The 22,605-nt window shown below is 65.7% G+C and carries 23 protein-coding genes; 17 read left to right on the forward strand and 6 right to left on the reverse strand.

Annotated elements, in window-relative coordinates; genetic code table 11:
- Positions 1-157: 157 nt before the first annotated feature.
- Positions 158-1,135 (forward strand): CDF family Co(II)/Ni(II) efflux transporter DmeF, encoded by a 978-nt coding sequence (dmeF, locus tag GPL20_RS15420; RefSeq protein WP_157330320.1) that lies wholly within the window; start codon positions 158-160, stop codon positions 1,133-1,135.
- Positions 1,136-1,241: 106 nt separating this feature from the next.
- Positions 1,242-2,117: a DMT family transporter gene (locus tag GPL20_RS15425; protein WP_254125965.1), complete on the forward strand. Its 876-nt coding sequence runs from the start codon at positions 1,242-1,244 to the stop codon at positions 2,115-2,117.
- 40 nt (positions 2,118-2,157) lie between these two features.
- On the opposite strand, the gene GPL20_RS15430 is transcribed toward GPL20_RS15425, so the two are convergent.
- Positions 2,158-3,315, reverse strand: coding sequence for an MFS transporter (locus tag GPL20_RS15430; RefSeq protein ID WP_157330321.1), 1,158 nt, complete (start codon positions 3,313-3,315; stop codon positions 2,158-2,160).
- Between the two features lie 157 nt (positions 3,316-3,472).
- On the opposite strand from GPL20_RS15430, the gene GPL20_RS15435 reads away from it, so the two are divergent.
- A complete protein-coding gene (locus GPL20_RS15435) occupies positions 3,473-4,732 on the forward strand; it encodes an adenylate/guanylate cyclase domain-containing protein (RefSeq protein ID WP_157330322.1) in 1,260 nt (419 codons plus the stop codon).
- A 113-nt stretch (positions 4,733-4,845) separates the two neighbouring features.
- Here GPL20_RS15435 and GPL20_RS15440 read toward each other — a convergent pair whose 3' ends face one another.
- On the reverse strand, positions 4,846-6,090 hold the full coding sequence (locus GPL20_RS15440) for an MFS transporter (protein WP_157330323.1): 1,245 nt from the start codon (positions 6,088-6,090) through the stop codon (positions 4,846-4,848).
- A gap of 169 nt (positions 6,091-6,259) precedes the next feature.
- Between GPL20_RS15440 and GPL20_RS15445 the strand changes: the two genes are divergently transcribed.
- Positions 6,260-7,612, forward strand: a complete 1,353-nt coding sequence (locus GPL20_RS15445; protein WP_157330324.1) for an Nramp family divalent metal transporter — start codon at positions 6,260-6,262, stop codon at positions 7,610-7,612.
- 6 nt (positions 7,613-7,618) lie between these two features.
- On the opposite strand, the gene GPL20_RS15450 is transcribed toward GPL20_RS15445, so the two are convergent.
- The 4 genes from GPL20_RS15450 to hemB all read right to left on the reverse strand — a co-directional run bounded on the left by GPL20_RS15450 (position 7,619) and on the right by hemB (position 10,846).
- Entirely contained in the window at positions 7,619-7,966 is a 348-nt protein-coding gene (locus GPL20_RS15450) for a hypothetical protein (protein WP_157330325.1), read from the reverse strand.
- 71 nt (positions 7,967-8,037) lie between these two features.
- Entirely contained in the window at positions 8,038-8,814 is a 777-nt protein-coding gene (locus GPL20_RS15455; protein ID WP_157330326.1) for an arginyltransferase, read from the reverse strand.
- 119 nt (positions 8,815-8,933) lie between these two features.
- Positions 8,934-9,476 (reverse strand): RDD family protein, encoded by a 543-nt coding sequence (locus tag GPL20_RS15460; RefSeq protein WP_157330327.1) that lies wholly within the window; start codon positions 9,474-9,476, stop codon positions 8,934-8,936.
- Between the two features lie 308 nt (positions 9,477-9,784).
- Positions 9,785-10,846 carry a porphobilinogen synthase gene (hemB, locus tag GPL20_RS15465; protein WP_157330328.1) on the reverse strand — a complete coding sequence of 354 codons (1,062 nt, stop codon included), beginning with the start codon at positions 10,844-10,846 and terminating at the stop codon, positions 9,785-9,787.
- A 123-nt stretch (positions 10,847-10,969) separates the two neighbouring features.
- On the opposite strand from hemB, the gene GPL20_RS15470 reads away from it, so the two are divergent.
- From GPL20_RS15470 to GPL20_RS15530, 13 genes are all read left to right on the forward strand, one after another.
- Entirely contained in the window at positions 10,970-11,461 is a 492-nt protein-coding gene (locus GPL20_RS15470) for a DUF6163 family protein (protein ID WP_157330329.1), read from the forward strand.
- A 543-nt stretch (positions 11,462-12,004) separates the two neighbouring features.
- A complete protein-coding gene (gene ldtR / locus GPL20_RS15475; protein WP_018320040.1) occupies positions 12,005-12,523 on the forward strand; it encodes a transcriptional regulator LdtR in 519 nt (172 codons plus the stop codon).
- Positions 12,524-12,724: 201 nt separating this feature from the next.
- A complete protein-coding gene (locus tag GPL20_RS15480; RefSeq protein ID WP_157330330.1) occupies positions 12,725-12,961 on the forward strand; it encodes a hypothetical protein in 237 nt (78 codons plus the stop codon).
- Positions 12,962-12,998: 37 nt separating this feature from the next.
- Positions 12,999-13,220 carry a hypothetical protein gene (locus GPL20_RS15485; RefSeq protein ID WP_128933363.1) on the forward strand — a complete coding sequence of 74 codons (222 nt, stop codon included), beginning with the start codon at positions 12,999-13,001 and terminating at the stop codon, positions 13,218-13,220.
- 264 nt (positions 13,221-13,484) lie between these two features.
- Positions 13,485-14,783, forward strand: coding sequence for a serine hydroxymethyltransferase (gene glyA / locus GPL20_RS15490; protein WP_157330331.1), 1,299 nt, complete (start codon positions 13,485-13,487; stop codon positions 14,781-14,783).
- 28 nt (positions 14,784-14,811) lie between these two features.
- The gene (nrdR, locus tag GPL20_RS15495) at positions 14,812-15,294 is read left to right on the forward strand and encodes a transcriptional regulator NrdR (protein WP_011087793.1); all 483 of its coding nucleotides are present in this window, start codon (positions 14,812-14,814) and stop codon (positions 15,292-15,294) included.
- On the forward strand, positions 15,291-16,439 hold the full coding sequence (ribD, locus tag GPL20_RS15500) for a bifunctional diaminohydroxyphosphoribosylaminopyrimidine deaminase/5-amino-6-(5-phosphoribosylamino)uracil reductase RibD (protein WP_157330332.1): 1,149 nt from the start codon (positions 15,291-15,293) through the stop codon (positions 16,437-16,439). The genes nrdR and ribD overlap by 4 nt, the downstream gene beginning before the upstream one ends.
- Position 16,440: 1 nt before the next feature.
- A complete protein-coding gene (locus tag GPL20_RS15505; RefSeq protein ID WP_157330333.1) occupies positions 16,441-17,049 on the forward strand; it encodes a riboflavin synthase in 609 nt (202 codons plus the stop codon).
- Positions 17,050-17,206: 157 nt separating this feature from the next.
- Complete coding sequence (gene ribH / locus GPL20_RS15510; RefSeq protein ID WP_157330334.1) at positions 17,207-17,698, forward strand: 6,7-dimethyl-8-ribityllumazine synthase; 492 nt, start codon at positions 17,207-17,209, stop codon at positions 17,696-17,698.
- A gap of 3 nt (positions 17,699-17,701) precedes the next feature.
- Positions 17,702-18,199 (forward strand): transcription antitermination factor NusB, encoded by a 498-nt coding sequence (nusB, locus tag GPL20_RS15515; protein WP_157330335.1) that lies wholly within the window; start codon positions 17,702-17,704, stop codon positions 18,197-18,199.
- A gap of 139 nt (positions 18,200-18,338) precedes the next feature.
- Complete coding sequence (gene thiL, locus GPL20_RS15520) at positions 18,339-19,337, forward strand: thiamine-phosphate kinase (RefSeq protein WP_157330336.1); 999 nt, start codon at positions 18,339-18,341, stop codon at positions 19,335-19,337.
- A 216-nt stretch (positions 19,338-19,553) separates the two neighbouring features.
- Positions 19,554-20,072, forward strand: a complete 519-nt coding sequence (locus GPL20_RS15525) for a hypothetical protein (protein WP_254125971.1) — start codon at positions 19,554-19,556, stop codon at positions 20,070-20,072.
- A gap of 271 nt (positions 20,073-20,343) precedes the next feature.
- The gene (locus GPL20_RS15530; RefSeq protein WP_157330338.1) at positions 20,344-22,464 is read left to right on the forward strand and encodes a sodium-translocating pyrophosphatase; all 2,121 of its coding nucleotides are present in this window, start codon (positions 20,344-20,346) and stop codon (positions 22,462-22,464) included.
- Positions 22,465-22,605 lie beyond the last annotated feature (141 nt).

Consider the following 22,605-nt stretch of genomic DNA (forward strand, 5'->3'; position numbering starts at 1 on the left):
GCATGTCGCCTCGTGGGGAGATCGCTCAAATCCCCATGGGGCAGATTACAGCGAAACTAAGAAGCACTGTCAATCCGCGGAACGATTGGACCTTAGAAAAGTGCCGCCTGCCGGTCTATATTGAGGCCCAGTACACCTGAATCTCCTGGAGAATTCGATGCATTCCCACTCCATCGAACAATGGACCCATGACCACGCGTTCCTGGGCGAGAAGCACGACGAGAACGAGCGGCGGACCTGGCTCGTGGTCGTCCTGACGCTGGTGATGATGGTCGGCGAGATCGTGGCCGGCTCGCTGTTCGGCTCGATGGCGCTCTTGGCCGACGGCTGGCACATGGGCACCCATGCGGCCGCGCTCGGCATCGCGGCCTTCGCCTATCGCTTCGCGCGCCGGCACCTGGGGAACGCGCATTTCACCTTCGGCACCGGCAAGTTCGGCGATCTCGCCGCCTTCTCCAGCGCGATCATCCTGGGGCTGATCGCGGTCGAGATCGCCTATGAGAGCGTGCTGCGGCTGATCACGCCGGTGCCGATCGTCTACGGCGAGGCGATCGCGGTCGCGGCCCTCGGCCTCTGCGTCAATCTCGCCAGCGCGTGGCTCTTGCGCGGCAGCCACGACCATCACCATCACGGCCACAGCCATGCGCATGATGATCATCATGATCACGACCATCACCATGACTACGATCATCACGGCCATCACCACCACCATCACGACAACAACCTTCGCGCGGCCTATGTGCACGTGATGGCGGATGCTGCGACTTCCGTGCTGGCGATCGGCGCGCTGCTGGTGGCGATGTATTCGGGATGGGTGTGGGCCGATCCGGCCGTCGGCCTGATCGGCAGTGCGATGATCGCGAGCTGGGCGTTCGGCTTGATCAAGACGTCCGGCGCGGTGCTGCTCGACGTTCGCGCCGACGAGCGGCTGGAGCGCACCATTCGCGCGCGGATGGAGGTCGGCGAGGATCGTGTCACCGACCTGCATCTGTGGCAGGTCGGCCCGGGCCATTGCGCCGTGCTGCTCTCGGTGGTGACGCACCAGCCGAAGCAGCCGGCGGTCTACAAGAAGCGGCTCTCCGGGCTGAAGGGTCTCAGCCACGTCACCGTCGAGGTCGAGACCTGTCCGCATTGACGCGACCTGCCGGAATTCCGCCGGCGCGGGTCGATGCTGCTGCCACCATGCTGGCAGCAATGATGTGCTAGCGCTCCCGCAAAGTGCTCCGGGACAGGAGACGATTGTGGGAGAGTGGCTCGGGGTCGCGATCGCGCTGGCATCAAGCAGCATCGGCGGGACCGCGGCGGCGATCACCCGCTATCTTGTTGGCGGCGCGGATCCTGTTCTGCTTGCGATCCTGCGCTGGGGTATCGGCTTTCTATGCCTCTTGCCCTGCGCCCTTGTGCTCGGCGTACGCTGGCCACAGCGAGCGGATTGGCCGGCCGTGGCACTGCTCGGCATCTGCTTCTTCGGCCTGTTCTTCATCCTCTACAACATCGCGGTGTCCTACACGACCGCGGCCCGCGCCAGTCTTGCACTTGCGACGCTGCCGCTCCACACCATGGTGGTTGGCGCGATCCTGGGCGCGGAACGCCTGACGGCGCGCAAGATCGCGGGCGTCGGCATTGCGGTGCTCGGCGTGACCGCCGCGCTGGCTGCGGGTCTGGCGCAAAGCCCGCCCGGCGCCTGGCGGGGCGAACTGATCATGACGGGCGCCGTGTTCTGCATGGCGTTCTACAACGTGCTGTCGCGTCCCTTCATGCAGCGCTCCAGTCCACTCGGCTTTCTCACGGTCGGCATGGGCGCGGGCGCTCTCGTGCTGGTGATTGCGGGCATCTTGAAGGGCAGCCTTGCGGCACTTGGCGATTTCTCGGCAGCGCAGTGGGTCGCCGGCGTCTATCTCGGCATTGGCGGCGGCGCGCTCGCCTTCATCCTCTGGGTGTTGGCGCTGGCGCGGGCGACGCCGACCCGTGTCGCCAATACGATGACGGTGAACCCGATCGCCGCCGCGGTGCTGGCGGCGCTGCTGATCGGCGAGCCGATCACGCCAAATCTGATCGTCGGGCTGATTGCGGTGTTTGCCGGGATCGGGATCGCAACCAGCGAGGCGAAGACCTGAAGTGCGATGAGTTAGGATGGATCGTCGTCGCGCGGCACGATCATTCTGGCCGTGATCCGGGCTTGATCAGGAACAGTGCAGCCAGCGCCGACAGGCTGAGCGCGGAGGAGACGATCAGCACCTTCGCGCCCATGACGTCGATCAGCAGGCCGAAGGCCAGCGGCGCCACCGCCTGCGCCATGCGTGCCGGTGCGCCGATGATGCCGAGGCGGTAGCCAAAATCCTTCGGGCCGAAGATCGACAGCGGCAGCGTGCCGCGCGCGATCGTCAGGATGCCGTTGCCGGAGCCGTGGAACAGCGCGAATGCGCTCGCGGCGGCGCCGCCGAAGATCGCAACGACCACCGCGCCGATCGGGTGGGTGAGGCAGGCAAGCCGCGTCGACCACAGCGGATGGAAGCGGCTGAGGAAACCCGCTTCGAGCATGCGCGCGCCGACCTGCGCCGGGCCGATCAAGGCGCCAGCCGCGATCGCCTCGACCGGCGTTGCGCCCGTCGTCTCCAGGATGCGCGGGAAATGCGCGGCCATCGCGCCGGTGACGGTCCAGACCGCGGCGAAGATGAAGGCGAGCAGGATCATGGTGCGGTCGAGCGGCAAATGCGGCTTCTCGGCCGTCGCCGCGGCCTGCTTCGCGCCCTTGATCGCCGGCAGCATGAAGAAGTTGAGCGGCAGGCCGATCAGGAGGTTGGCGGCGGCCCAGGCAAAGCAGGTGTCACGCCAGCCGATATGGGCGAGCCCCCAGGCGGTAAGCGGCCAGCCGACCGTGGAGGCAAAGCCTGCCATCAGCGTGATGCCGGTGATGGGCCTGCGCGCTTCGGTGCCGTAGATGCGACCGAGCGCGGCGAAAGCAGCGTCGTAGAGGCCCATCGCCATGCCGATTCCGAGCACGAGCCAGGCGAACGCCATCACCGCGACCGATTGCGAGAGGCCGAGCAGCACGAGGCCGGCGGCGATCGTCAGGTTCGAGGCCGACAGCACCTGGCGGCCGCCGACGAGGTCGATCTGCCGTCCGATGCGCGGGCCGAGCATCGCCGAGATCACCAGCGAGGCCGAGAAGGCGCCGAAGATCCAGTTGGAGGAGATGCCGAGGTCATGCGCCATGGGATCGGCGAGCAGGGCCGGCAGATAGTAGCTCGAAGCCCAGGCCAGGGTCTGGGTGGTGCCGAGCGCCAGGATGATCGGAAGCTGGCGCTGGCTCATGTCCTCGCATTTCTGGTCGGCGGCAGGGTCATTGGTTGCATTTGCAGCCTGCGCGCAGAATGCGTCAACCGCATCTGCGGCATATTCGACCTGCCGCGGGCGGGAGCCTTGGCCGGGCCTGCCTTTCGCTCGTCAAGAATGCACGCCATAATGGCGCATGCAATTGACCGCGCGCCTTGCGTTGATGAACTGGTTGGCCGGCCAGGGGCTCACCGGCCTGCCCGAACCCGATCTGCTGCGCGGCTTCTGCGAGCGCTGCCGCGCCGAGGGGCTGGAACTCTCGCGCGGGCTCGTCATCATCGATACGCTGCATCCGATCTACGAGGGCCGCGCTTTCCGCTGGAGCGATACGCCGACCAATGAGAGCGACGTCATCGAATACGGCTCGACCGCCGAAGGCGATGCGAACAAGAACTGGCGCCGCTCCGTGTTCTTCCACATGCTCGAGCACGGCCACGACGAGATGGTGATCGATCTTGCCGACGCGCCGTCGCTGGATTTCTCGCAGATCGGCGAGCTCGCCGAGAAGGGGCACAAGCACTATCTCGCCTTCGTGCACCGCTTCGGCGAGAACGGTGCGCTCGGGCAGATGGACTGCCTCTACTCCTGCTGGACGACGCGACGCGACAGCGGCTTCTCCGAGCCGGAGCTTGTGGCGCTGCGCGACCTCGTGCCGGTGCTGGGGCTCGCGATCAAGTCGGCGCAGCAGGTCGACATCGCGCGCACGCTCGGCCGCGTCTATCTCGGCCGCGACGCCTCCGAGCAGGTCCTGCGCGGACGCATCTCCCGCGGCGTCACCGAGCGCATCAACGCCGTGCTCTGGTATTCGGACCTGCGCGGCTCGACCGGGATCAGCGAGAGCATCGGTCCCGACGAGATCATCCCGTTCCTCAACGACTACGCGCAGGCCGTGATCGACCCGATCCACGATGCCGGCGGCGACGTGCTGAAGCTGATCGGCGACGGCGTGCTGGCGATGTTCACCGGCGAGGACATGGCGGCGGCGCGCCGCGCAGCGCTACGGGCGGAGCACCTGTTCCGCAAGAACGTCGCGGCACTCAACGCGCGGCGGGCGGCCGACGGCCGTCCCACCACGTCGGCCTATATCGGCCTGCATGTCGGAGAGGTCTTCTACGGCAATATCGGCAGCGAGGATCGGCTCGATTTCACCGTGGTCGGCCCGACCGTCAACGAAGTCAGCCGCATCGCCTCGATGAGCCGCTCGGTCGACCGCGAGCTGCTGGCCTCGTCGGAGTTCTACAAGGGCCTCGACGCCGCCGGCCGCCGCTATCTCGTATCCACCGGCCGCTACGCGTTGCGCGGCATCGGCCGCGCGCAGGACCTCTACACGCTCGATCCAGACGTCGACGCCAGCGAGCCGGTGACGGGCAGCTACGAGCGGTATCTGGCGAATTAGCCAGGCTGCTGTAGCACGCTCCGTCATTGCGAGCGCAGCGAAGCAATCCAGGGTCTTTCCGCGGAGGGATTCTGGATTGCTTCGTCGCTTCGCTCCTCGCAATGACGATGCGGCTAGCACCGCGCCGCCACTTCATCGCCCACCATGTCCGGCTGCCGGTCCAGCGCCACGGCCGGTGATAGCAGGATCACCAGCGCCTGCGCGCCGAACACGGCGGCGGCGAGATAGAGGCAGGCTTCCGCGCTCCAGAGGCCGCCGACGATCGCGCCCAGCGCCGAGCCGAGCGGGCGGGCGCCGTAGCTCATGATGTTGATGGCGGAGACGCGGCCCAGCAGACGTGGCGGCGTCACCGACTGGCGCAGCGTCGTGGTCGAGATCACCCACAGGATCGGCCCGACGCCGAGCAGGAAGAAGCTCAGGGCCGCAAGCCAGGGCGAGGGGACCAGCACCGTCAGCGCCATCACCAGTGCGGCGACGAAGCCGGTGACCGGGCCGAGGCCGACGACGGTGCCGAAGGCAACGCGCTGCATTACGCGCGTGGCGACCAGCGCGCCGATCACCATGCCGACGCCGTACATCGTCAGCACGGTGCCGACGCCGGCGGCGGTGAGGCCGAGATGGCGCACGGCGTAGGGCACGAACACGGCGATCTGCAGGAACCAGCCGGTGTTGAAGATGAATTGCGTGATGAACACCGGCCGCAGCAGCGGATGGTGAAACACGAAGGCCGCACCCTCGCGGATGTCCTGGAACGGATGGCGCCGCGGCGTCGGCGCGCGCGTCGGCTCGTAGATGCCGGAGAGAAGCACCACCGCGACGGCCGAGAGCGCGGCGGCAAAGCCGAAGGCGGGACTCGCTCCCCACCAGCCCACCAGCGCGCCGCCGAGCGCAGGTCCGCTCGCAAAGGCAATGGTGCGCGCGAGTTCGATGCGGGCGTTGGCCGCCGACAACAGGTCCGAGCTCACCAACGACGGCACCAGCGCCGGCGCGGCCACGCTGTAGACGACGGTGCCGCATACCGCCGCGAAGCCGAGCAGCGCCAGCAGCGGCAGGTTGAGGGCGCCCAGCGCCAGCAGGAGCACGATGGCTGCGAGTGCGGCGGCCCGCAACGCCTCGGCTCCCGCCATCAGCCAGCGGCGGGAGATGCGGTCGGCGAGCACGCCGGCGGGAATGGCGAACAGGACGAAGGGCAGGGTGAGGGCGGTCTGAAGCAGGCCGGTCTGGCCTTCGGCGACGCCGAGCGTCAGCACCGCGACGATGGGGGCTGCGGCCAGCGCGATCTGTTCGGCCGATTGCGCCGCGAGGTTCGACCAGGCGAGGCGGTTGAAGGTGTCGGGGAGGCGGGGCGTGGTTGACATGGCTCATATCCTGCAAGAGCGAATTCGCGCCAATGTTCGCCGCCGAGGACCACCAAGCCCACCCGCTTCCCGACAAGAGGCGGGGCCGTTCGCGTCCGCGGCGGGAACTGGCGGCTAGATGCAGTTGCAAATGAGTTGCAATAAGGGTGAACTTGGGTATTGTGCCAGCATGGATGCCCGATCACCCCACCTGACCCCCGACGCTGCCGGCTGGCGTGCCGACGCGCCCACCACCAAGAGCCTCGCCGAGGTTAATTCCACAGTCGCCATTCCGGCCGCCGGCCGCTGGTGGCGAACGTTGCTGGCCTTCGTCGGTCCGGGCTATCTCGTCTCGGTCGGCTATATGGACCCCGGCAACTGGGCGACCGACCTCGCCGGCGGATCGAAGTTCGGCTACACGCTGCTCTCGGTTATCCTGCTCTCGAACTTGATGGCGATCCTGCTCCAGTCGCTGGCGGCTCGGCTCGGCATCGTCACCGACCGCGACCTCGCGCAGGCCTGCCGCGCGACCTATTCGCCGGGGGTGAACTTCCTGCTCTGGCTTGCCTGCGAAGCGGCGATCATCGCCTGCGATCTGGCCGAGGTGATCGGCACCGCGATCGCGCTCAAGCTGCTGTTCGGCATTCCCCTGATCGGCGGCGCGCTGCTCGCCGCGCTCGATGCCTTCCTGCTCCTCATCCTGATGAACCGCGGCTTCCGCTTCCTGGAAGCCTTCGTCATCGCGCTGCTCGTGGTGATTGCGGTCTGCTTCGCGGTGCAGATCGTGGCCGCGGCTCCTCCGGTCGCCGAAGTCCTGCACGGCTTCGTGCCGAAGAGCGAGATTTTCACCAACCCCGAAATGCTCTACATCGCGATCGGCATCATCGGCGCGACCGTGATGCCGCATAATCTCTACCTGCACTCCTCGATCGTGCAGACGCGTGCCTATGAGCGCAACGATGCCGGCCGGCGCGAGGCGATCAAATGGGCGACGACGGACTCGACGATCGCGCTGATGCTGGCGCTGTTCATCAACGCCGCGATCCTCGTGGTCGCCGCAGCAACCTTCCACAAGACCGGCCATGCCGACGTCGCGGAGATCGGCCAGGCCTTCGAGCTGCTGTCGCCGCTGCTCGGCCTCGGCATCGCCTCGACACTGTTCGCAGTGGCGCTGCTTGCCTCGGGCCTCAACTCGACGGTGACGGCGACGCTCGCCGGCCAGATCGTGATGGAGGGCTTCCTCGATCTGCGCCTGCCGAGCTGGGCGCGGCGCCTGCTCACGCGCGGCATCGCAATCGTTCCGGTGATCGTCGTCACCGCGATCTATGGCGAGCGTGGCACGGCGGATCTGCTGGTGTTCAGCCAGGTCGTGCTGTCGATGCAGCTTCCCTTCGCGGTGATCCCGCTGGTGCGCTTCGTCTCCGACCGCCGCAAGATGGGCAAGTTCGCAATTCCGGTGTCGGTCGCCGCCGTCGCGTGGATCGTCGCGGGCGTGATCGTGATTTTGAACCTGAAGCTGCTGGCCGATACGCTGTTCGGGTGAGGGCGATCAGGGCCGCCAGCGACGTCGCGGCTGGTAGGGGCTCAGCGGATTGACGTCGAGATCGACGTCTTTCACACATTGCTGACGTTCACGATGGCTCGAGCCGGCGTGCCACTCTCCGGCGCGAAGCTCGACGTTGCTCATCCCGGCGACCTTGAGACATTTCCACTCGCCTGTGCGAGGAAGGCCCTTGCTGGAGCCGCCAGCGAACTGGAAGGCGAGCGTGTATTCCTCGCCGTTTGTATGCCCCAGCAACGCTGGGCATAGTGCGCGCGGGTAACCCTGATAGGAGCAATGGACCTGGAGTCGTTCGATGATCGCGCGGGCGATCAAATCGTAGGTTTGGCTCGACAAGGATACCTCCGCATCCACTCGTACCTACGGACTTGGCGATGGAGACGACGCAAGCGAGACTACTGTGCCCGTCAATCCTGCGGCTCAGAGGCTGTATCGCCCTGCGCGTCGATGCGCAGCCAGCCTGAGGGCGCGAGGCGCTGCTGCGGCAGGAAGCGGGCCTTGTAGTCCATCTTCTTCGAGCCCTCGATCCAGTAGCCGAGATAGACGTAAGGCAGGCCTTGCCGGCGGGCGCGCGCGATGTGGTCGAGGATCATGAAGGTGCCCATCGAGCGGCTGACCTGGCTCGGCTCGAAGAAGGAATAGACCATCGACAGGCCGTCGCTGAGCACGTCGGTGAGCGCCACCGCGATCAGCTCCTCACCGCGGCCGGTGATGCTGCTGTCGGGGCCACGCCTGCGGTACTCGATGATGCGGGTCTCGACATGGCTGTCCTCGACCATCATGGCGTAGTCGAGCACCGTCATGTCGGCCATGCCGCCATGACGGTGACGGGCGTCGAGATACGCGCGGAACACCGAATACTGCTCGGAGGTCGGCACGGCGCTGCGCTGCTCGCCGATGATGTCGGCGTTGCGCGCCATCACTTTGCGGAAGTTGCGGGAGGGCCGGAACTCGTTGGCGATGACCCGGACCGAGACGCAGGCACGGCACTGGTCGCAGGCCGGCCGGTAGGCGATCGACTGGCTACGCCGGAACCCGCCATGGGTCAGCAGATCGTTGAGATCGCCCGCGCGCTCCCCGACGAGGTGCGTAAACACCTTGCGCTCATGCCGGCCCGGCAAATAAGGGCAGGGCGAGGGCGCCGTGAGGTAAAACTGAGGGGTGTCGCGCGAGTGTTGGGTCAAGGGACGTCGTGGGCCTCCGAAGTGAATATCAGCATCGCGCTACGGAAGCCCCCGGTCAATCGGTCTGCTCGGCAGGTCAGATCAGTCAGCTTAGGTGATCCTGGTTGACAGGTCCTTGATCACCAGGTTCTGGCCGCCTGGGGCACGTGCGCGCGGACGGAATTGTTGATCACCACCGTTCCAAGGACAAAATCGTGCAGCAGGCGACGGCGGCCGTTGAAAAGGCCGACCAGCACCACGAAGGGCGACAGGAACGAGACCGTCACCCAGAACAGCACGGCATGGGTGGCGCCGAGCACGAAATAGCCGGGGGCGCCGTACCAGGTGCGCAGCTCGAGATCCATCAGGCGCATCCCCACCGTGGCAGAGGAAGGTCCGCCAATGCTGGCGCCGTAATAGACGATGGCCCAGACCACGGAGGCCGGCCAGGCGATCCAGAACAGCGCCCAGCCGATGCCGAGCGTCACCACGCCGAACACGGCGATGAAGATGTAGCCGAGGATCACCGGCACCGAGATCACGACCATGTCGATCAGGAAGGCGAATACCCGCCGCGTCGCAACGCCGCGGAACAATTCCGGGTGCAGATAGGGGTCGTAGGCGTGCGGCTGCACCCCGCCGTCGTTGCGCCAGGCGCCTGAACTACCCGAGTCATACGACATGGTCCATCTCCCAAGGGGGAAACACCCCCGCTGCACGACATGGGAACACCTCATCCCCGTGCCAAGGGTATGCGGACATCAGGAAGCGGAAATATTCCGGCGATTCGGGGGCGGCAGCGCTAGCGCCGCAAACACCGATGTCGTCCCGGACAAGCGAAGCGCAAAGCCGGGACCCATAATCACAGGGAGGCGATTGGCGAAGATCAGCAGTTGATCCCTTCGCCGGTACAAATACCGCGCATCACAGTTAGATCACGCGGTATGGGTCCCGGCGTTCGCCGGGACGACAGCGAGGATGCCGCGCGAGCCTACCCCTGCGCCTTCAGCTTCTCCGCCGCCTTCGGCGCAAAATAGCTGAGCACACCATCCGCGCCGGCACGCTTGAAGGCGAGCAGGCTTTCCATCATGGCGCGGTCGCCATCGAGCCAGCCGTTGTTCGCAGCGGCCGCGATCATCGCGTATTCGCCGGAGACCTGGTAGGCGAAGGTCGGCATCGCAAACGTGTCCTTCACGCGGCGGACGACATCGAGATAGGGCATGCCGGGCTTCACCATCACCATGTCGGCGCCTTCGGCGATGTCGAGCTCGACCTCGCGCAATGCTTCATCGGTGTTGGCGCTGTCCATCTGGTAGGTCCGCTTGTCGCCGGTCAGCGTCTTGGCCGAGCCGATGGCGTCGCGGAATGGGCCGTAGAAAGCGGACGCGTATTTGGCTGCATAGGCCATGATCTGCACGTCGAGCAGGCCTGCGCGGTCCAGCCCTTCGCGGATCGCGGCGACGCGACCATCCATCATGTCGGATGGCGCGATGATGTCGCAGCCGGCTTCGGCCTGCACCAAGGCCTGACGCACCAGCACCGCGACCGTCTCGTCGTTCAGGATCTTGCCGTCGGAGATCAGGCCGTCATGGCCGTGGCTGGTAAAGGGATCGAGCGCGACGTCGCAGAGAATGCCGATCTCCGGAAACTCCTTCTTGATCGCGCGCACCGCCTGGCAGACCAGGTTGTTCGGGTTGGTGGCTTCCGAGCCTTCCTCGTCGCGCAGGGACGGATCGGTGTAGGGAAACAGCGCGATGCAGGGAATGGTCAGCTTCATGGCGCGCTCGGCCTCGCGTACCGCCTGGTCGACGCTGAGGCGGTCGACGCCCGGCATCGAGGCGACCTGTTCGCGCTTGTTGTCGCCGTCGATCAGGAACAGCGGCCAGATCAGGTCGTCGGTGGTGAGCACGTTCTCGCGCACCATGCGCCGCGCCCATTCGGCCTTGCGGTTGCGGCGCGGACGGACGGTCAGATCGAGGGCAGGGGAGGCGCTGGCGCCATCCCGGCGCGAAACCTCGCGCAATTCGATCGGACGTCCGTATTTGATCGCCATCACTCTTCCTCCGGCTGGAATTATTCTTATACCAGCTCGCACGGTTCCCGCCACCGCGGCTTGACCTGTCGCAAGGGATGGGCAGCCGATTGATTTTACGGGGCGAAGCAGCGACAAGGGGCCATGTCCGAGATATCCACCCGCGATAGCGCCAATGCCAGGGACGCTGCCCGAGACAATGCCAGAGACAGTGCAATGTCGGTGGCGGCGATCTCGTCGGAACGGGCCGAGTCCGACGACAATGTCTGGACGCGCCGGCTCGTGCTGTTTCTGCGGGTGATGGCGCTGCTCTCGATCCTGAAGGGTCTCTATCACTGGGCGCAAGTGACGGGTTTCGTCGGCGGCGAGGACGAGGCGTTCGAGAACCAGTCGATGGCCTGGCAGGCCGCGACCGTCTACTTCGCCGTGATCGAGCTCGTCGCCGCCGTCGGTCTCTGGCTCGCCACGCCCTGGGGCGCGGTGGTGTGGCTGACGACCGTGGTGTCGATGGCGGTGATCGAATTGATGTTCCCCGGCATCTATGGCGGCAGCCTGGTCGTGGTCGGTGTCGAAGCCTTCATGCTCGCTGCGTATCTCGCGCTGGCCTGGATGGCGGCGCGGGAACGGCCGCCGTAGGGCAAAGACGATTCAACGCACGTGCTCTCGTGCCCCGTACGCAATGCAGCGCGCCCCTGGCGATGCGAAGCATGGTCCAGTGCGGCGTGATGCGTTGCAGAGCCGGTGCCCACTTCTCCACGATCTCGTTTTGGCTTGCTGGGTCCCGGACCTGCGCCTCGCTTGTCCGGGACACGATAGTGACGTTAGCGGAGTTGTGCGCGATTGGTTGACCGCTGGTTGCCTAAAATTTGCGGTAAGTTTTCATTGACCAGCCTGTTCCGCCACAGCTGTTACGCGCCCGTTTCGAAACGGGGCGGGGCTGTATTGGAATGCGACAACCCCGGCGGACGGAGGGTGAACAGGACCTTGCGAAGGTCAACAGACGGTTGCGAAAAGTCCTTGTGGCACAGGCTTAATCCGCAATTCACTGTCTTAAATTCATGATCTCTTTATTCTCTTATTTAAGCCGATCTTCAAACGAGCCCCTTAAGTTGCACCTATCAGACGGGACACAAGTTTCGTCGAATAAGTGTCGATAAAAACGACAACAGGGGAAGTGTCATGATGAAAGCCGTCGCAACTGCGGCAGATACCGCAGAGCGCGTCTCCGGCCAGCAGGGTTCGGTGCAGTCGCTCTATCTGGAAGCTTTGACTCTGGTGGAGCGGCTGCATCGCCGGCTCCTCGACGTCATCAAGGACGAATTCGATCGCCGCGGCCGCGCGGACATCAATTCGGTGCAGGCCCTCTTGCTCTACAATATCGGCGACAAGGAGCTGACCGCTGGCGAGCTGCGCACGCGCGGCTACTATCTCGGCTCCAACGTCTCCTACAATCTGAAGAAGCTCGTCGAGCTCGGCTTCCTCGATCATCAGCGCTCGCGCGTTGATCGCCGCTCGGTGCGCATCCGCCTGACCCCGCAGGGCCAGGAAGTCCGCCGCATCGTCGACGCGCTCTACCAGAAGCACGTCAAGACGGTCGAGCAGGTCGGTGGCATCTCCGGCGAGGAATTCTCCACGCTGAACAAGTCGCTGCACCGTCTCGAGCGGTTCTGGACCGACCAGATCCTGTACCGGCTCTGATATTTCAAGCGACCAAGGCCAAGCCGGCCCCCAACAAGACCGGCAAGCCTCCCGAACGTGCCTGACTTCCCCAAGCGCGCCGGCCCGGATTCTGTCCGGACCGGTGCGTTTTGCCGTTTTTGCAGGTGCGAAAAAAATCTTCGGCCGGCGGGAACCAGATGGGAGCTCGCGTGCTTATCTCCTCCGGATCGGAGGATTTCGATGCTGGTCGAGCGCGGGCTTCAGGCAATGAACGTGGAACTCGTGAGCGAGGCCTACGCCATCGCCGCGAATTACCTTCGCCGTTCCGGCGCGATCCCCGACTCCCTCGTCACGGACGAGCGCCTGCTCGGGATCATCGTCAAGCTGCTCCAGCACGGCGAATTCAACAAGATCAGGCTCGCCAACAAGGCGATCACGTGGTTCGAGACGCAGTCCGAGGCCCGCGCGGTTGCCTGATCAAAGTTCCAGCAATTCAAGTGAACCAGGGGGTGCCATGGAAGCCGCCATCGACCGCATCATGCAGACCTATGACCTGCTCGCCAACCGTACGGCGGCGGCCAGCGAGGAGGCACGGGCCAAGGTGACGAACTACCTCAACACGTTGATGGAAGCCGGCGAAAGGGACACCCACAGGTTGACAGTCTGCGGCCTGACCTATCTGCGCCAGCTCGACGGCAGTGTGGACCCGGTGAAGGCGGGGTATACGGGGTTGTAGCGGCAGGTCGGCTCAGCTGGACTGGGGCAGCGTTCAAGGTCCGAACCGGACCCTTCAGGGCTATTCGGCGCGCGGGCGGTTGATGGAGCCGCCGGCCGCCCAGACCCTCCAATCCCCACCATATCTTGCATAAATATCAGGCCCGACCCGCAAATGCTTGGCCGGGGGCGGGCGATGTGGTAGATCGCGCTCGCCGCTTCCGATCGCCACACCAGACCCGCCCGTAGCCCGCCAAAAGGCTGCGGCGGTGGAGATATTCGCAAGATGACGTCAGCCAAGACCGCCTCCGCGCCCGATTCGTTTTTCACCGCCTCGCTCGAGCAGGCCGACCCGGAAATCGCCGCCGCCATCAAGGGCGAGCTCGGCCGGCAGCGCCATGAGGTCGAGCTGATCGCTTCGGAGAACATCGTCAGCCGGGCCGTGCTGGAAGCGCAGGGTTCGGTGATGACCAACAAATACGCGGAAGGCTATCCGGGCGCGCGCTACTATGGCGGTTGTGAGTGGGTCGACGTCGCCGAGAACCTCGCGATCGATCGCGCCAAGAAACTATTCGGCGCCAACTTCGCCAACGTGCAGCCGAACTCCGGCAGCCAGATGAACCAGGCGGTGTTCCTGGCGCTGCTCCAGCCCGGCGATACCTTCATGGGTCTCCACCTTGCGGCCGGCGGTCATCTCACCCATGGCTCGCCCGTCAACATGAGCGGCAAGTGGTTCAAGGCCGCGCACTACACCGTGCGTCGCGAGGACCAGATCATCGACATGGACGCGGTCGCCAAGCAGGCCGAAGAGGTCAAGCCGAAGCTGATCGTCGCCGGCGGCTCGGCCTATTCGCGCGCCTGGGACTTCAAGCGCTTCCGCGAGATCGCGGACAGCGTCGGCGCCTACCTCCTGGTCGACATGGCGCATTTCGCGGGCCTCGTCGCCGGCGGCGTGCATGCCTCGCCCGTGCCGCATGCCCACGTCACCACCACCACGACGCACAAGTCGCTGCGTGGTCCGCGTGGCGGCCTGATCCTCAGCAACGACGAGACGCTCGCCAAGAAGCTCAATTCGGCGATCTTCCCGGGTCTCCAGGGCGGCCCCCTGATGCACGTGATCGCGGCGAAGGCAGTCGCCTTCGGCGAGGCGCTGCGTCCGGACTTCAAGGTCTATGCCAGGAACGTCGTCGAGAACGCCAAGGCGCTGGCCGAGGCGATGAAGAGCCACGGCTTCGACATTGTCTCCGGCGGCACCGATAACCACCTGATGCTGGTCGACCTCCGGCCGAAGGGCCTGAAGGGCAACGTCTCGGAGAAGGCGCTGGTTCGCGCCGCCATCACCTGCAACAAGAACGGCATTCCGTTCGACCCCGAAAAGCCCTTCGTCACCTCGGGCCTGCGTCTCGGCACCCCCGCGGCGACGACCCGCGGCTTCGGCGTCGCCGAATTCCAGCAGGTCGGCGGCATGATCGCCGAGGTCCTCAACGCGATCGCGCAGTCCGACGACGGCAAGGCGCCGCTGGTGGAAGCCGCGATCAAGGAACGGGTCAAGGCGCTCACCGATCGCTTCCCGATCTATCAGTAAGGCCAAGAAAACCGGTCAAGGCAAACGGATGCGCTGCCCGAACTGCAACAGTCTCGATACGCAGGTAAAGGACTCGCGTCCGACCGAGGACTCTTCCGTGATCCGCAGGCGGCGCGTGTGCGTCGCCTGCAACTTCCGCTTCACCACCTTCGAGCGCGTGCAGCTGCGCGAGCTCACGGTGATCAAGCGCAACGGCCGCCGCGTGCCGTTCGACCGCGACAAGCTGATGCGCTCGGTGCAGATCTCACTTCGCAAGCGCCAGGTCGAGCCGGAGCGGGTGGAGAAGATGGTCTCCACCATCGTGCGCGAGCTCGAGACCGGCGGTGAGGCCGAGATCTCCTCCGAGGTGATCGGCGAGACCGTGATGGAGCATCTGCGCACGCTCGACGACGTCGCCTATGTGCGCTTTGCTTCCGTCTACCGCAATTTCCGCGAGGCCAAGGATTTCGCCGACGTGCTCGGCGAGCTCTCCGGCGAGGAGGAAGCGCGGCTCGCCGCGATCCGCAAATGATCTTCCGCATCCTGGAGGATCAGTTCGCGCAGAAGGCGCGCGAGGCCAGGGACGCCGACCTTCGCTTCATGCAGCTTGCGCTGGCGCTGGGTAAGCGCGGGCAGGGACGCACCTCGCCCAATCCGGCTGTGGGCGCCGTCATCGTCAAGGACGGTGTCATCGTCGGCCGCGGCTGGACGCAAGCAGGCGGGCGGCCGCATGCCGAGCCCGAGGCGCTGCGGCGCGCAGGCGAGGCAGCGCGCGGCGCCACGCTCTATGTCACGCTGGAGCCGTGCTCGCATTTCGGCAAGTCGCCGCCCTGCGCCGACGCGGTGATCGCGGCCGGCATCAAGCGCGTGGTGGCGGCGGTCGAGGATCCCAATCCGGAAGTGGCCGGCCAGGGCCATGCGCGCCTGCGCGCCGCGGGCATTACCGTTGACGTGGGTCTGTGCGCGGCAGAAGCCGCATTCGACCACGCCGGCCATTTCCGCCGCATCCGCGGCAAGCGCCCCCATGTGATCCTGAAGCTCGCGGTCTCGCCCGACGGCAAGATCGGCGCGGCCGGCGGCAAGCCGGTCGCGATCACGGGCGAAGCCGTGCGCGATCGCGTGCATCTCTTGCGCGCGCAGAGTGATGCGATCCTGGTCGGCATCGGCACGGTGCTGGCGGACGATCCGCTTCTCAACTGCCGCCTGCCGGGCATGGCGGCGCGCTCGCCGGTCCGGGTGGTGCTCGACCAGAGCCTGCGGATTCCGGCCTCGAGCCAGCTGGTGCGCTCGGCGCGCGAGACTCCGCTCTGGGTGATCCGCTCGGAGCTTGCGGAAGCTGCGGCCGCCACGCGGCTGGGCGCTGCCGGCGCACAGCTCATCCGTGTACCGCCCGCAAGTGCTTCCGGGCTCGATCTTGCGGCCGTACTGCATGCGCTGGCCGAGAAAGGCATCACGCGGCTGATGGTCGAGGGCGGCAGCCGCGTCGCCGCTTCGTTCGTCGCGGCCGATCTCGTCGACGAGATCTGGCTGTTCCGCGGCGCGGAAGAGGTCGGCTCCGGCGGCGTCGATGCGCTCGATGCATTGCCCCTGTCGAAAATCACGCAGTCGCCGGCCTATAAGGTTCATGCTAGCGAGACCTTCGACAAGGATACTCTCACCATCTACGAGCGCGCCTAACATGTTCACCGGCATTGTCACCGATATCGGCGAGATCGTCGGCTTCACGCCGACCGCGCAGGGCCAGTTGCACCGGCTGCGCATCGCCTGCCGCTATGATCAGACCACCATTGCCGACGGCGCCTCGATCGCCTGCAACGGCGTCTGCCTGACGGTGGTCGCCTCCGGCGCTGAGAGCGGCAGAACCTGGTTTGACGTCGATGCCGCCGCCGAGACGCTGGCGCTGACGACGGCAAAGCACTGGAAGGTCGGCACAAAGCTCAACCTCGAGCGCGCGCTGAAGATCGGCGACGAGCTCGGCGGCCACATCGTCGCGGGCCATGCCGACGGCATCGCGACGCTTCTCAGCCGCGAGGATCTGCCCGACATGGCGCGGTTCGAGCTCTCGACCACGCGGGAGCTGGCGCGGTTCGTCGCCACCAAGGGCTCGATCACGCTCGACGGCGTCTCGCTGACGATCAATACGGTGAAGGACGCGACCTTTTCGGTGCTGATCATTCCGCACACGCTGACAGTGACCACGATCGGTGCCTGGAAGGCGGGCGCCGAGGTCAATATCGAGGTCGACCTGATGGCCCGCTACGCAGCGCGGCTGACGGAAATGAAGTGACCGGCGAAGCCGGTCATTCCGGGCGATGCGCAGCGTCGAACCCGGAATCTCGAGATTCCGGGTCGCTTCGCGCCCCGGAATGACAATGTCTTTGAACTTGGCTTACCAGCCTGCGGCGACTACATAACGCGCCGACCACTGTAGAACGGATTTGACGATGGCAGACGCGCGGCGCGCACCCCTGAAGGACCAGACCGACATCGCCGGCGCGCGTGCGCTGATTGTCGAGGCCCGGTTCTATGACGATCTCCAGGACGCGCTTCTGGACGGCGCGGTCGCCGAGCTGAAGGCGGCTGGCCTCACGCACGACGTCATCACGGTTCCCGGTGCGCTGGAGATCCCCGCGGCGGTGGCGATCGCGGTCGATGCCGCGGCGGCGAGCGGCAAGCCCTATGACGCGGTGATCGCGCTCGGCTGCGTGATCCGCGGCGACACCATCCATTTCGAGATCGTCTCGCAGGAATCCTCGCGCGCGCTGATGGACCTTGCGGTGGTGCGAAAGCTGCCGCTCGGCAACGGCATCCTCACCGTCAACACCGAGGCGCAGGCTTGGGCGCGGGCGCGCGCCAGCGAGCTCAACAAGGGCGGCGATGCCGCACGCGCCGCGCTTGCGATGCTGCGTATCAAGCGCCGTTTGGCGCAGGCCTGAGCCATGGCTGACAACAGCAAAAAGCCGGCGGGCACCCAGGAAAAGAAGGCGAACCGCCGCGGTGCGGCACGGCTCGCCGCCGTTCAGGCGCTGTATCAGATGGACATCGCGGGTGCCGGCATCAACGACATCTTCGCCGAGTTCGAGAGCCACTGGCTCGGCAACGAAGTCGAGGGCGACACCTACCTGCCGGCGGAAGCCGCGTTCTTCCGCGACGTCGTCTCCGGCGTCGTGCGCGACCAGAAGAAGCTCGATCCCCTGATTGACGAGGCGCTGTCGAAGGGCTGGCCCTTGAAGCGGATCGAGGCGATTCTGCGCGCGGTGCTGCGGGCGGGGGCCTATGAGCTCCAGCACCGCAAGGATGTGCCGGGCCGCGTCGTGGTCTCCGAATATGTCGACGTCGCGAATGCCTTCGTCGATCGCGAGGAGACCGGCATGGTGAATGCGGTGCTCGACCAGATCGGCCGCCAGTTCCGCGGTGACGAGTTCGGGCGGGGGTAAGTCACACATTCCGCTGTCATCACCCGCGAAAGCGGGTGATCCAGTACGCCGCGGCAGCGGTAATTGGTATCAGGCGTCTCGGCGTACTGGATCGCCCGGTCAGGCCGGGCGATGACAGTGGAGTGCAGGGCTGACATCGATGACCACTCCGCAAAACCCCTCCGGCGAAGACTCCCTCATCGCGCGCTATTTCAAGCCGCTCGCGACAGATCCTGGCGCGTTCGGGCTGGTCGATGATGCCGCCATCCTGTCCGCATCGGGCGACGACATCGTCGTCACCACCGACGCCGTGATCGAGGGCGTGCACTATCTTGCCAGCGATCCCCCCGATACCATTGCGCGCAAGGCGCTGCGGGTGAACCTGTCCGATCTCGCTGCCAAGGGCGCGGTGCCGGCCGGCTTCGTGCTGACGCTGGCGCTGCGCAGCAAGGAGGACGCCTGGCTCCAGCCGTTTGCGGACGCCTTGGGCGAGGACGCAAGAACCTTCGCGTGCCCGCTGCTCGGCGGCGACACGGTGTCGACACCGGGGCCGCAGATGATCTCGATCACCGCTTTCGGCCGCGTGCCGCAGGGGCGGATGGTTGGCCGCACCGGCGCGCGGCCGGGCGACCGCATCCTGGTGACGGGGACGATCGGCGATGCCGCGCTCGGCCTCGACGTGCTCACAGGCGGAGAGGTGGCGAAGGCGCTCGCATCCGATCCCGTTGCACGGGACTATCTGGTCTCGCGCTATCGCGTCCCGCAGCCGCGCAATTTGCTGGCGCAGGCCGTGCGGGACCTTGCGTCAGCGGCGATGGACGTGTCCGACGGGCTCGCCGGCGATCTGACAAAACTATGTGCGGCGTCCGGCGTATCGGCTACGGTCAACGTGGCGGGCGTCCCCCTCTCAGCCGCGGCGGCCGGACTGGTTGCGCGAAACGCTGTTTGCGTTGAGACGCTGTTGGCCGGGGGCGACGATTACGAGGTGCTGTGCACGGTGCCGCCAGCACTGAGCGACGCGCTGATTGCCGCGGGGCAGGCGGCAGGCCTTGCCGTCACGGCGATTGGCACGATCCTCGCAGGCCGTGAGCGGCCGCGCTTTTTGGACGGGCAGGGCCAGGAACTGGCCCTGAAGCAGCTGTCCTACAGCCACTTCTGAATTCAAGTCCGCCCCGACCCCGATTCATCCTCCGGCTCTTCCCGGCTGCCGCGTGTCGCAACCCCGGCGACAGCAAGCCGATGTATCACCGCCATAGATGCGACAGCAGCCAATGGATGTGATTCGATGACAGCGGCCGTTTCGAACTCGAGCGAGGCGCGGACTGTTCCCGGAAGGGAGTGCGGAAGCTGCACGCTCTGTTGCAAGGTCTACAACGTGGTCGAGCTCGGCAAGGCCGCCGGCAAGTGGTGCTCGCATTGCAAGCCCGGCAGGGGCTGCACAATCCACGACAATCTGCCGAGCGAGTGCGCAGCGTTCAATTGTCTCTGGAAAACCATGCCGGCGATATCCATGCAATGGAAGCCCGAGCAGTCGAAGATGGTGCTCACCCTGCATCCCGAGACCAACAACATCCAGGTCGTGGTTGATCCTGGCTTGCCATCGGCCTGGACCCGGCAGCCTTATCACAGCCAGTTGCGTCTGATGTCGAAGAACAACATGCCGAAAGGTCATCTCGTGGTGGTGTTCGTCAACGAGCTGGCGACGCTCATCCTGCCTGACCAGGATGTGCAACTCGGCGTCCTCACACGCGAGCAGGTCGTTTCGGTGACGCAGGAGTCCGGTCCCGGTGGCAGCGTCTATGAGGTCAAGATCTTCAACCGACGCACGACAGCCGACGGGCAGACCTTGGAAATGGCGTCAACATCCCGTCATCCCGTAAGGTCCGCCGCCTGAGGCGGAGGCAGGAGGGGTGGCCCTCGCCGATGTCGGCGAGCCGCTTGCAGGCATTTCCCAAAGCGGGCGTCTGCGACCTAAATACTTGCCGAGATCGGCTTTTTCGGCCTTATCCGGCGTTGCACCCTCAATTTGATTTTGGCAAGCTCGCAACCGACTAAGGCCGCCCCTTCGGGCAAGGGGCGGCTTTGTTCAAAATCAAGGCGCCGCACCGCACGACGGACAACAAAAGGCGCCGGGGGTACATCAAGGATCTGAGGCAAAAAATCACATGACAGCATTATGGTTGATAGTGCTCTGCGGAGTGCTTTCCGTCGTCTACGCGATTTGGGCGACGTCTTCGGTTCTGGGCGCGGATGCGGGGTCGCCGCGCATGCAGGAGATTGCAGGAGCGGTGCGCGAGGGCGCACAGGCCTACTTGCGTCGCCAGTACACCACGATCGGTCTCGTCGGCATCGTCATCTTCGTGCTGCTTGCCTATTTCCTCGGGCTCTATGTCGCGATCGGTTTTGCCATCGGCGCCATCCTGTCGGGGGCGGCCGGCTTCATCGGCATGAACGTCTCGGTCCGTGCCAATGTGCGCACCGCCCAGGCCGCGACCACGTCGCTTGCCGGCGGCCTCGAACTCGCCTTCAAGGCGGGTGCGATCACCGGCCTTCTGGTGGCCGGCCTCGCGCTGCTCGGCGTCACGCTCTATTTCGGCTTCCTGGTCCACTCGCTGAAGCTCGCGCCCGATAGCCGCACCGTGGTCGACGCCATGGTGGCACTCGGCTTCGGCGCCTCGCTGATCTCGATCTTCGCCCGTCTCGGCGGCGGCATCTTCACCAAGGGCGCGGACGTCGGCGGCGACCTCGTCGGCAAGGTCGAAGCCGGCATCCCCGAGGACGATCCGCGCAACCCGGCCACCATCGCCGACAACGTCGGCGACAATGTCGGCGACTGCGCCGGCATGGCCGCCGACCTGTTCGAGACCTATGCGGTGACCGCGGTCGCCACCATGGTGCTCGCGGCGATCTTCTTCGCCAAGACACCGATCCTCGCCAACATGATGACGCTGCCGCTCGCGATCGGCGGCATCTGCATCATCACCTCGATCATCGGCACCTTCTTCGTCAAGCTCGGGCCGAGCCAGTCGATCATGGGCGCGCTCTACAAGGGCCTGATCGCTACCGGCATCCTGTCGCTGATCGGTATCGCGGTGGTGATCTACTACCTGATCGGCTTCGGCAAGCTCGATGGCGTCGACTATACCGGCATGGCGCTGTTCGAATGCGGCGTCGTCGGCCTCGTCGTCACCGCGCTGATCATCTGGATCACCGAATACTACACCGGCACCGATTATCGTCCGGTGAAGTCGATCGCCCAGGCCTCGGTGACCGGCCATGGCACCAACGTGATCCAGGGCCTCGCCGTCTCGATGGAAGCGACCGCGCTGCCCGCGCTCGTCATCATCGCCGGCATCCTGGTCACCTACAGCCTGGCCGGCCTGTTCGGCATTGCCATCGCGACCGCGACCATGCTGGCGCTCGCCGGCATGATCGTCGCGCTCGACGCTTTTGGCCCCGTCACCGACAACGCCGGCGGCATTGCCGAGATGGCGGGCCTGCCGAAGGAGGTGCGCAAGTCGACCGACGCGCTCGACGCGGTCGGCAACACCACCAAGGCGGTGACCAAGGGCTACGCGATCGGCTCCGCCGGTCTCGGTGCTCTCGTGCTGTTCGCGGCCTACAACCAGGACCTCAAGTTCTTCGTTGCGGACTCCGCGAAGCATACCTACTTCGCCGGCGTCAATCCGGACTTCTCGCTGAACAATCCCTACGTCGTGGTGGGCCTCCTGTTCGGCGGCCTCTTGCCGTATCTGTTCGGCGCGATGGGCATGACCGCGGTGGGGCGCGCGGCGGGCGCTATCGTCGAGGAGGTTCGCCGGCAGTTCCGCGAGAAGCCGGGCATCATGCAGGGCACCGACAAGCCGGACTACGGCAAGGCGGTCGACCTGCTCACCCGTGCGGCGATCAAGGAGATGATCATCCCCTCGCTGCTGCCCGTGCTGTCGCCGATCGTCGTCTACTTCGTGATCTATGCGATCGCGGGCGGCGGCGTGGCCGGCAAGTCGGCGGCGTTCTCCGCGGTGGGCGCGATGCTGCTCGGCGTGATCGTGACGGGCCTGTTCGTCGCGATCTCGATGACCTCGGGCGGCGGCGCCTGGGACAACGCCAAGAAGTACATCGAGGACGGTCATTTCGGCGGAAAGGGCAGTGACGCTCACAAGTCGGCGGTGACCGGCGATACCGTGGGCGATCCCTACAAGGACACGGCCGGCCCCGCGGTGAATCCGATGATCAAGATCACCAACATCGTGGCGCTGCTGCTGCTGGCGATCCTCGCGCACTGAGCAGAACTGGTGAAGACAAGACAAAACCCCGCGGCGCGAGCCGCGGGGTTTTTGATTGGCCGGCTGAGACCTCGCACCGCGTCATTGCGAGCCATCGGGTCCGCGCGGAGCGCGGCCCGATGACAGGCTGCGCGAAGCAAT

This window comes from Bradyrhizobium cajani (genome assembly GCF_009759665.1).
GTDB lineage: Bacteria > Pseudomonadota > Alphaproteobacteria > Rhizobiales > Xanthobacteraceae > Bradyrhizobium > Bradyrhizobium cajani.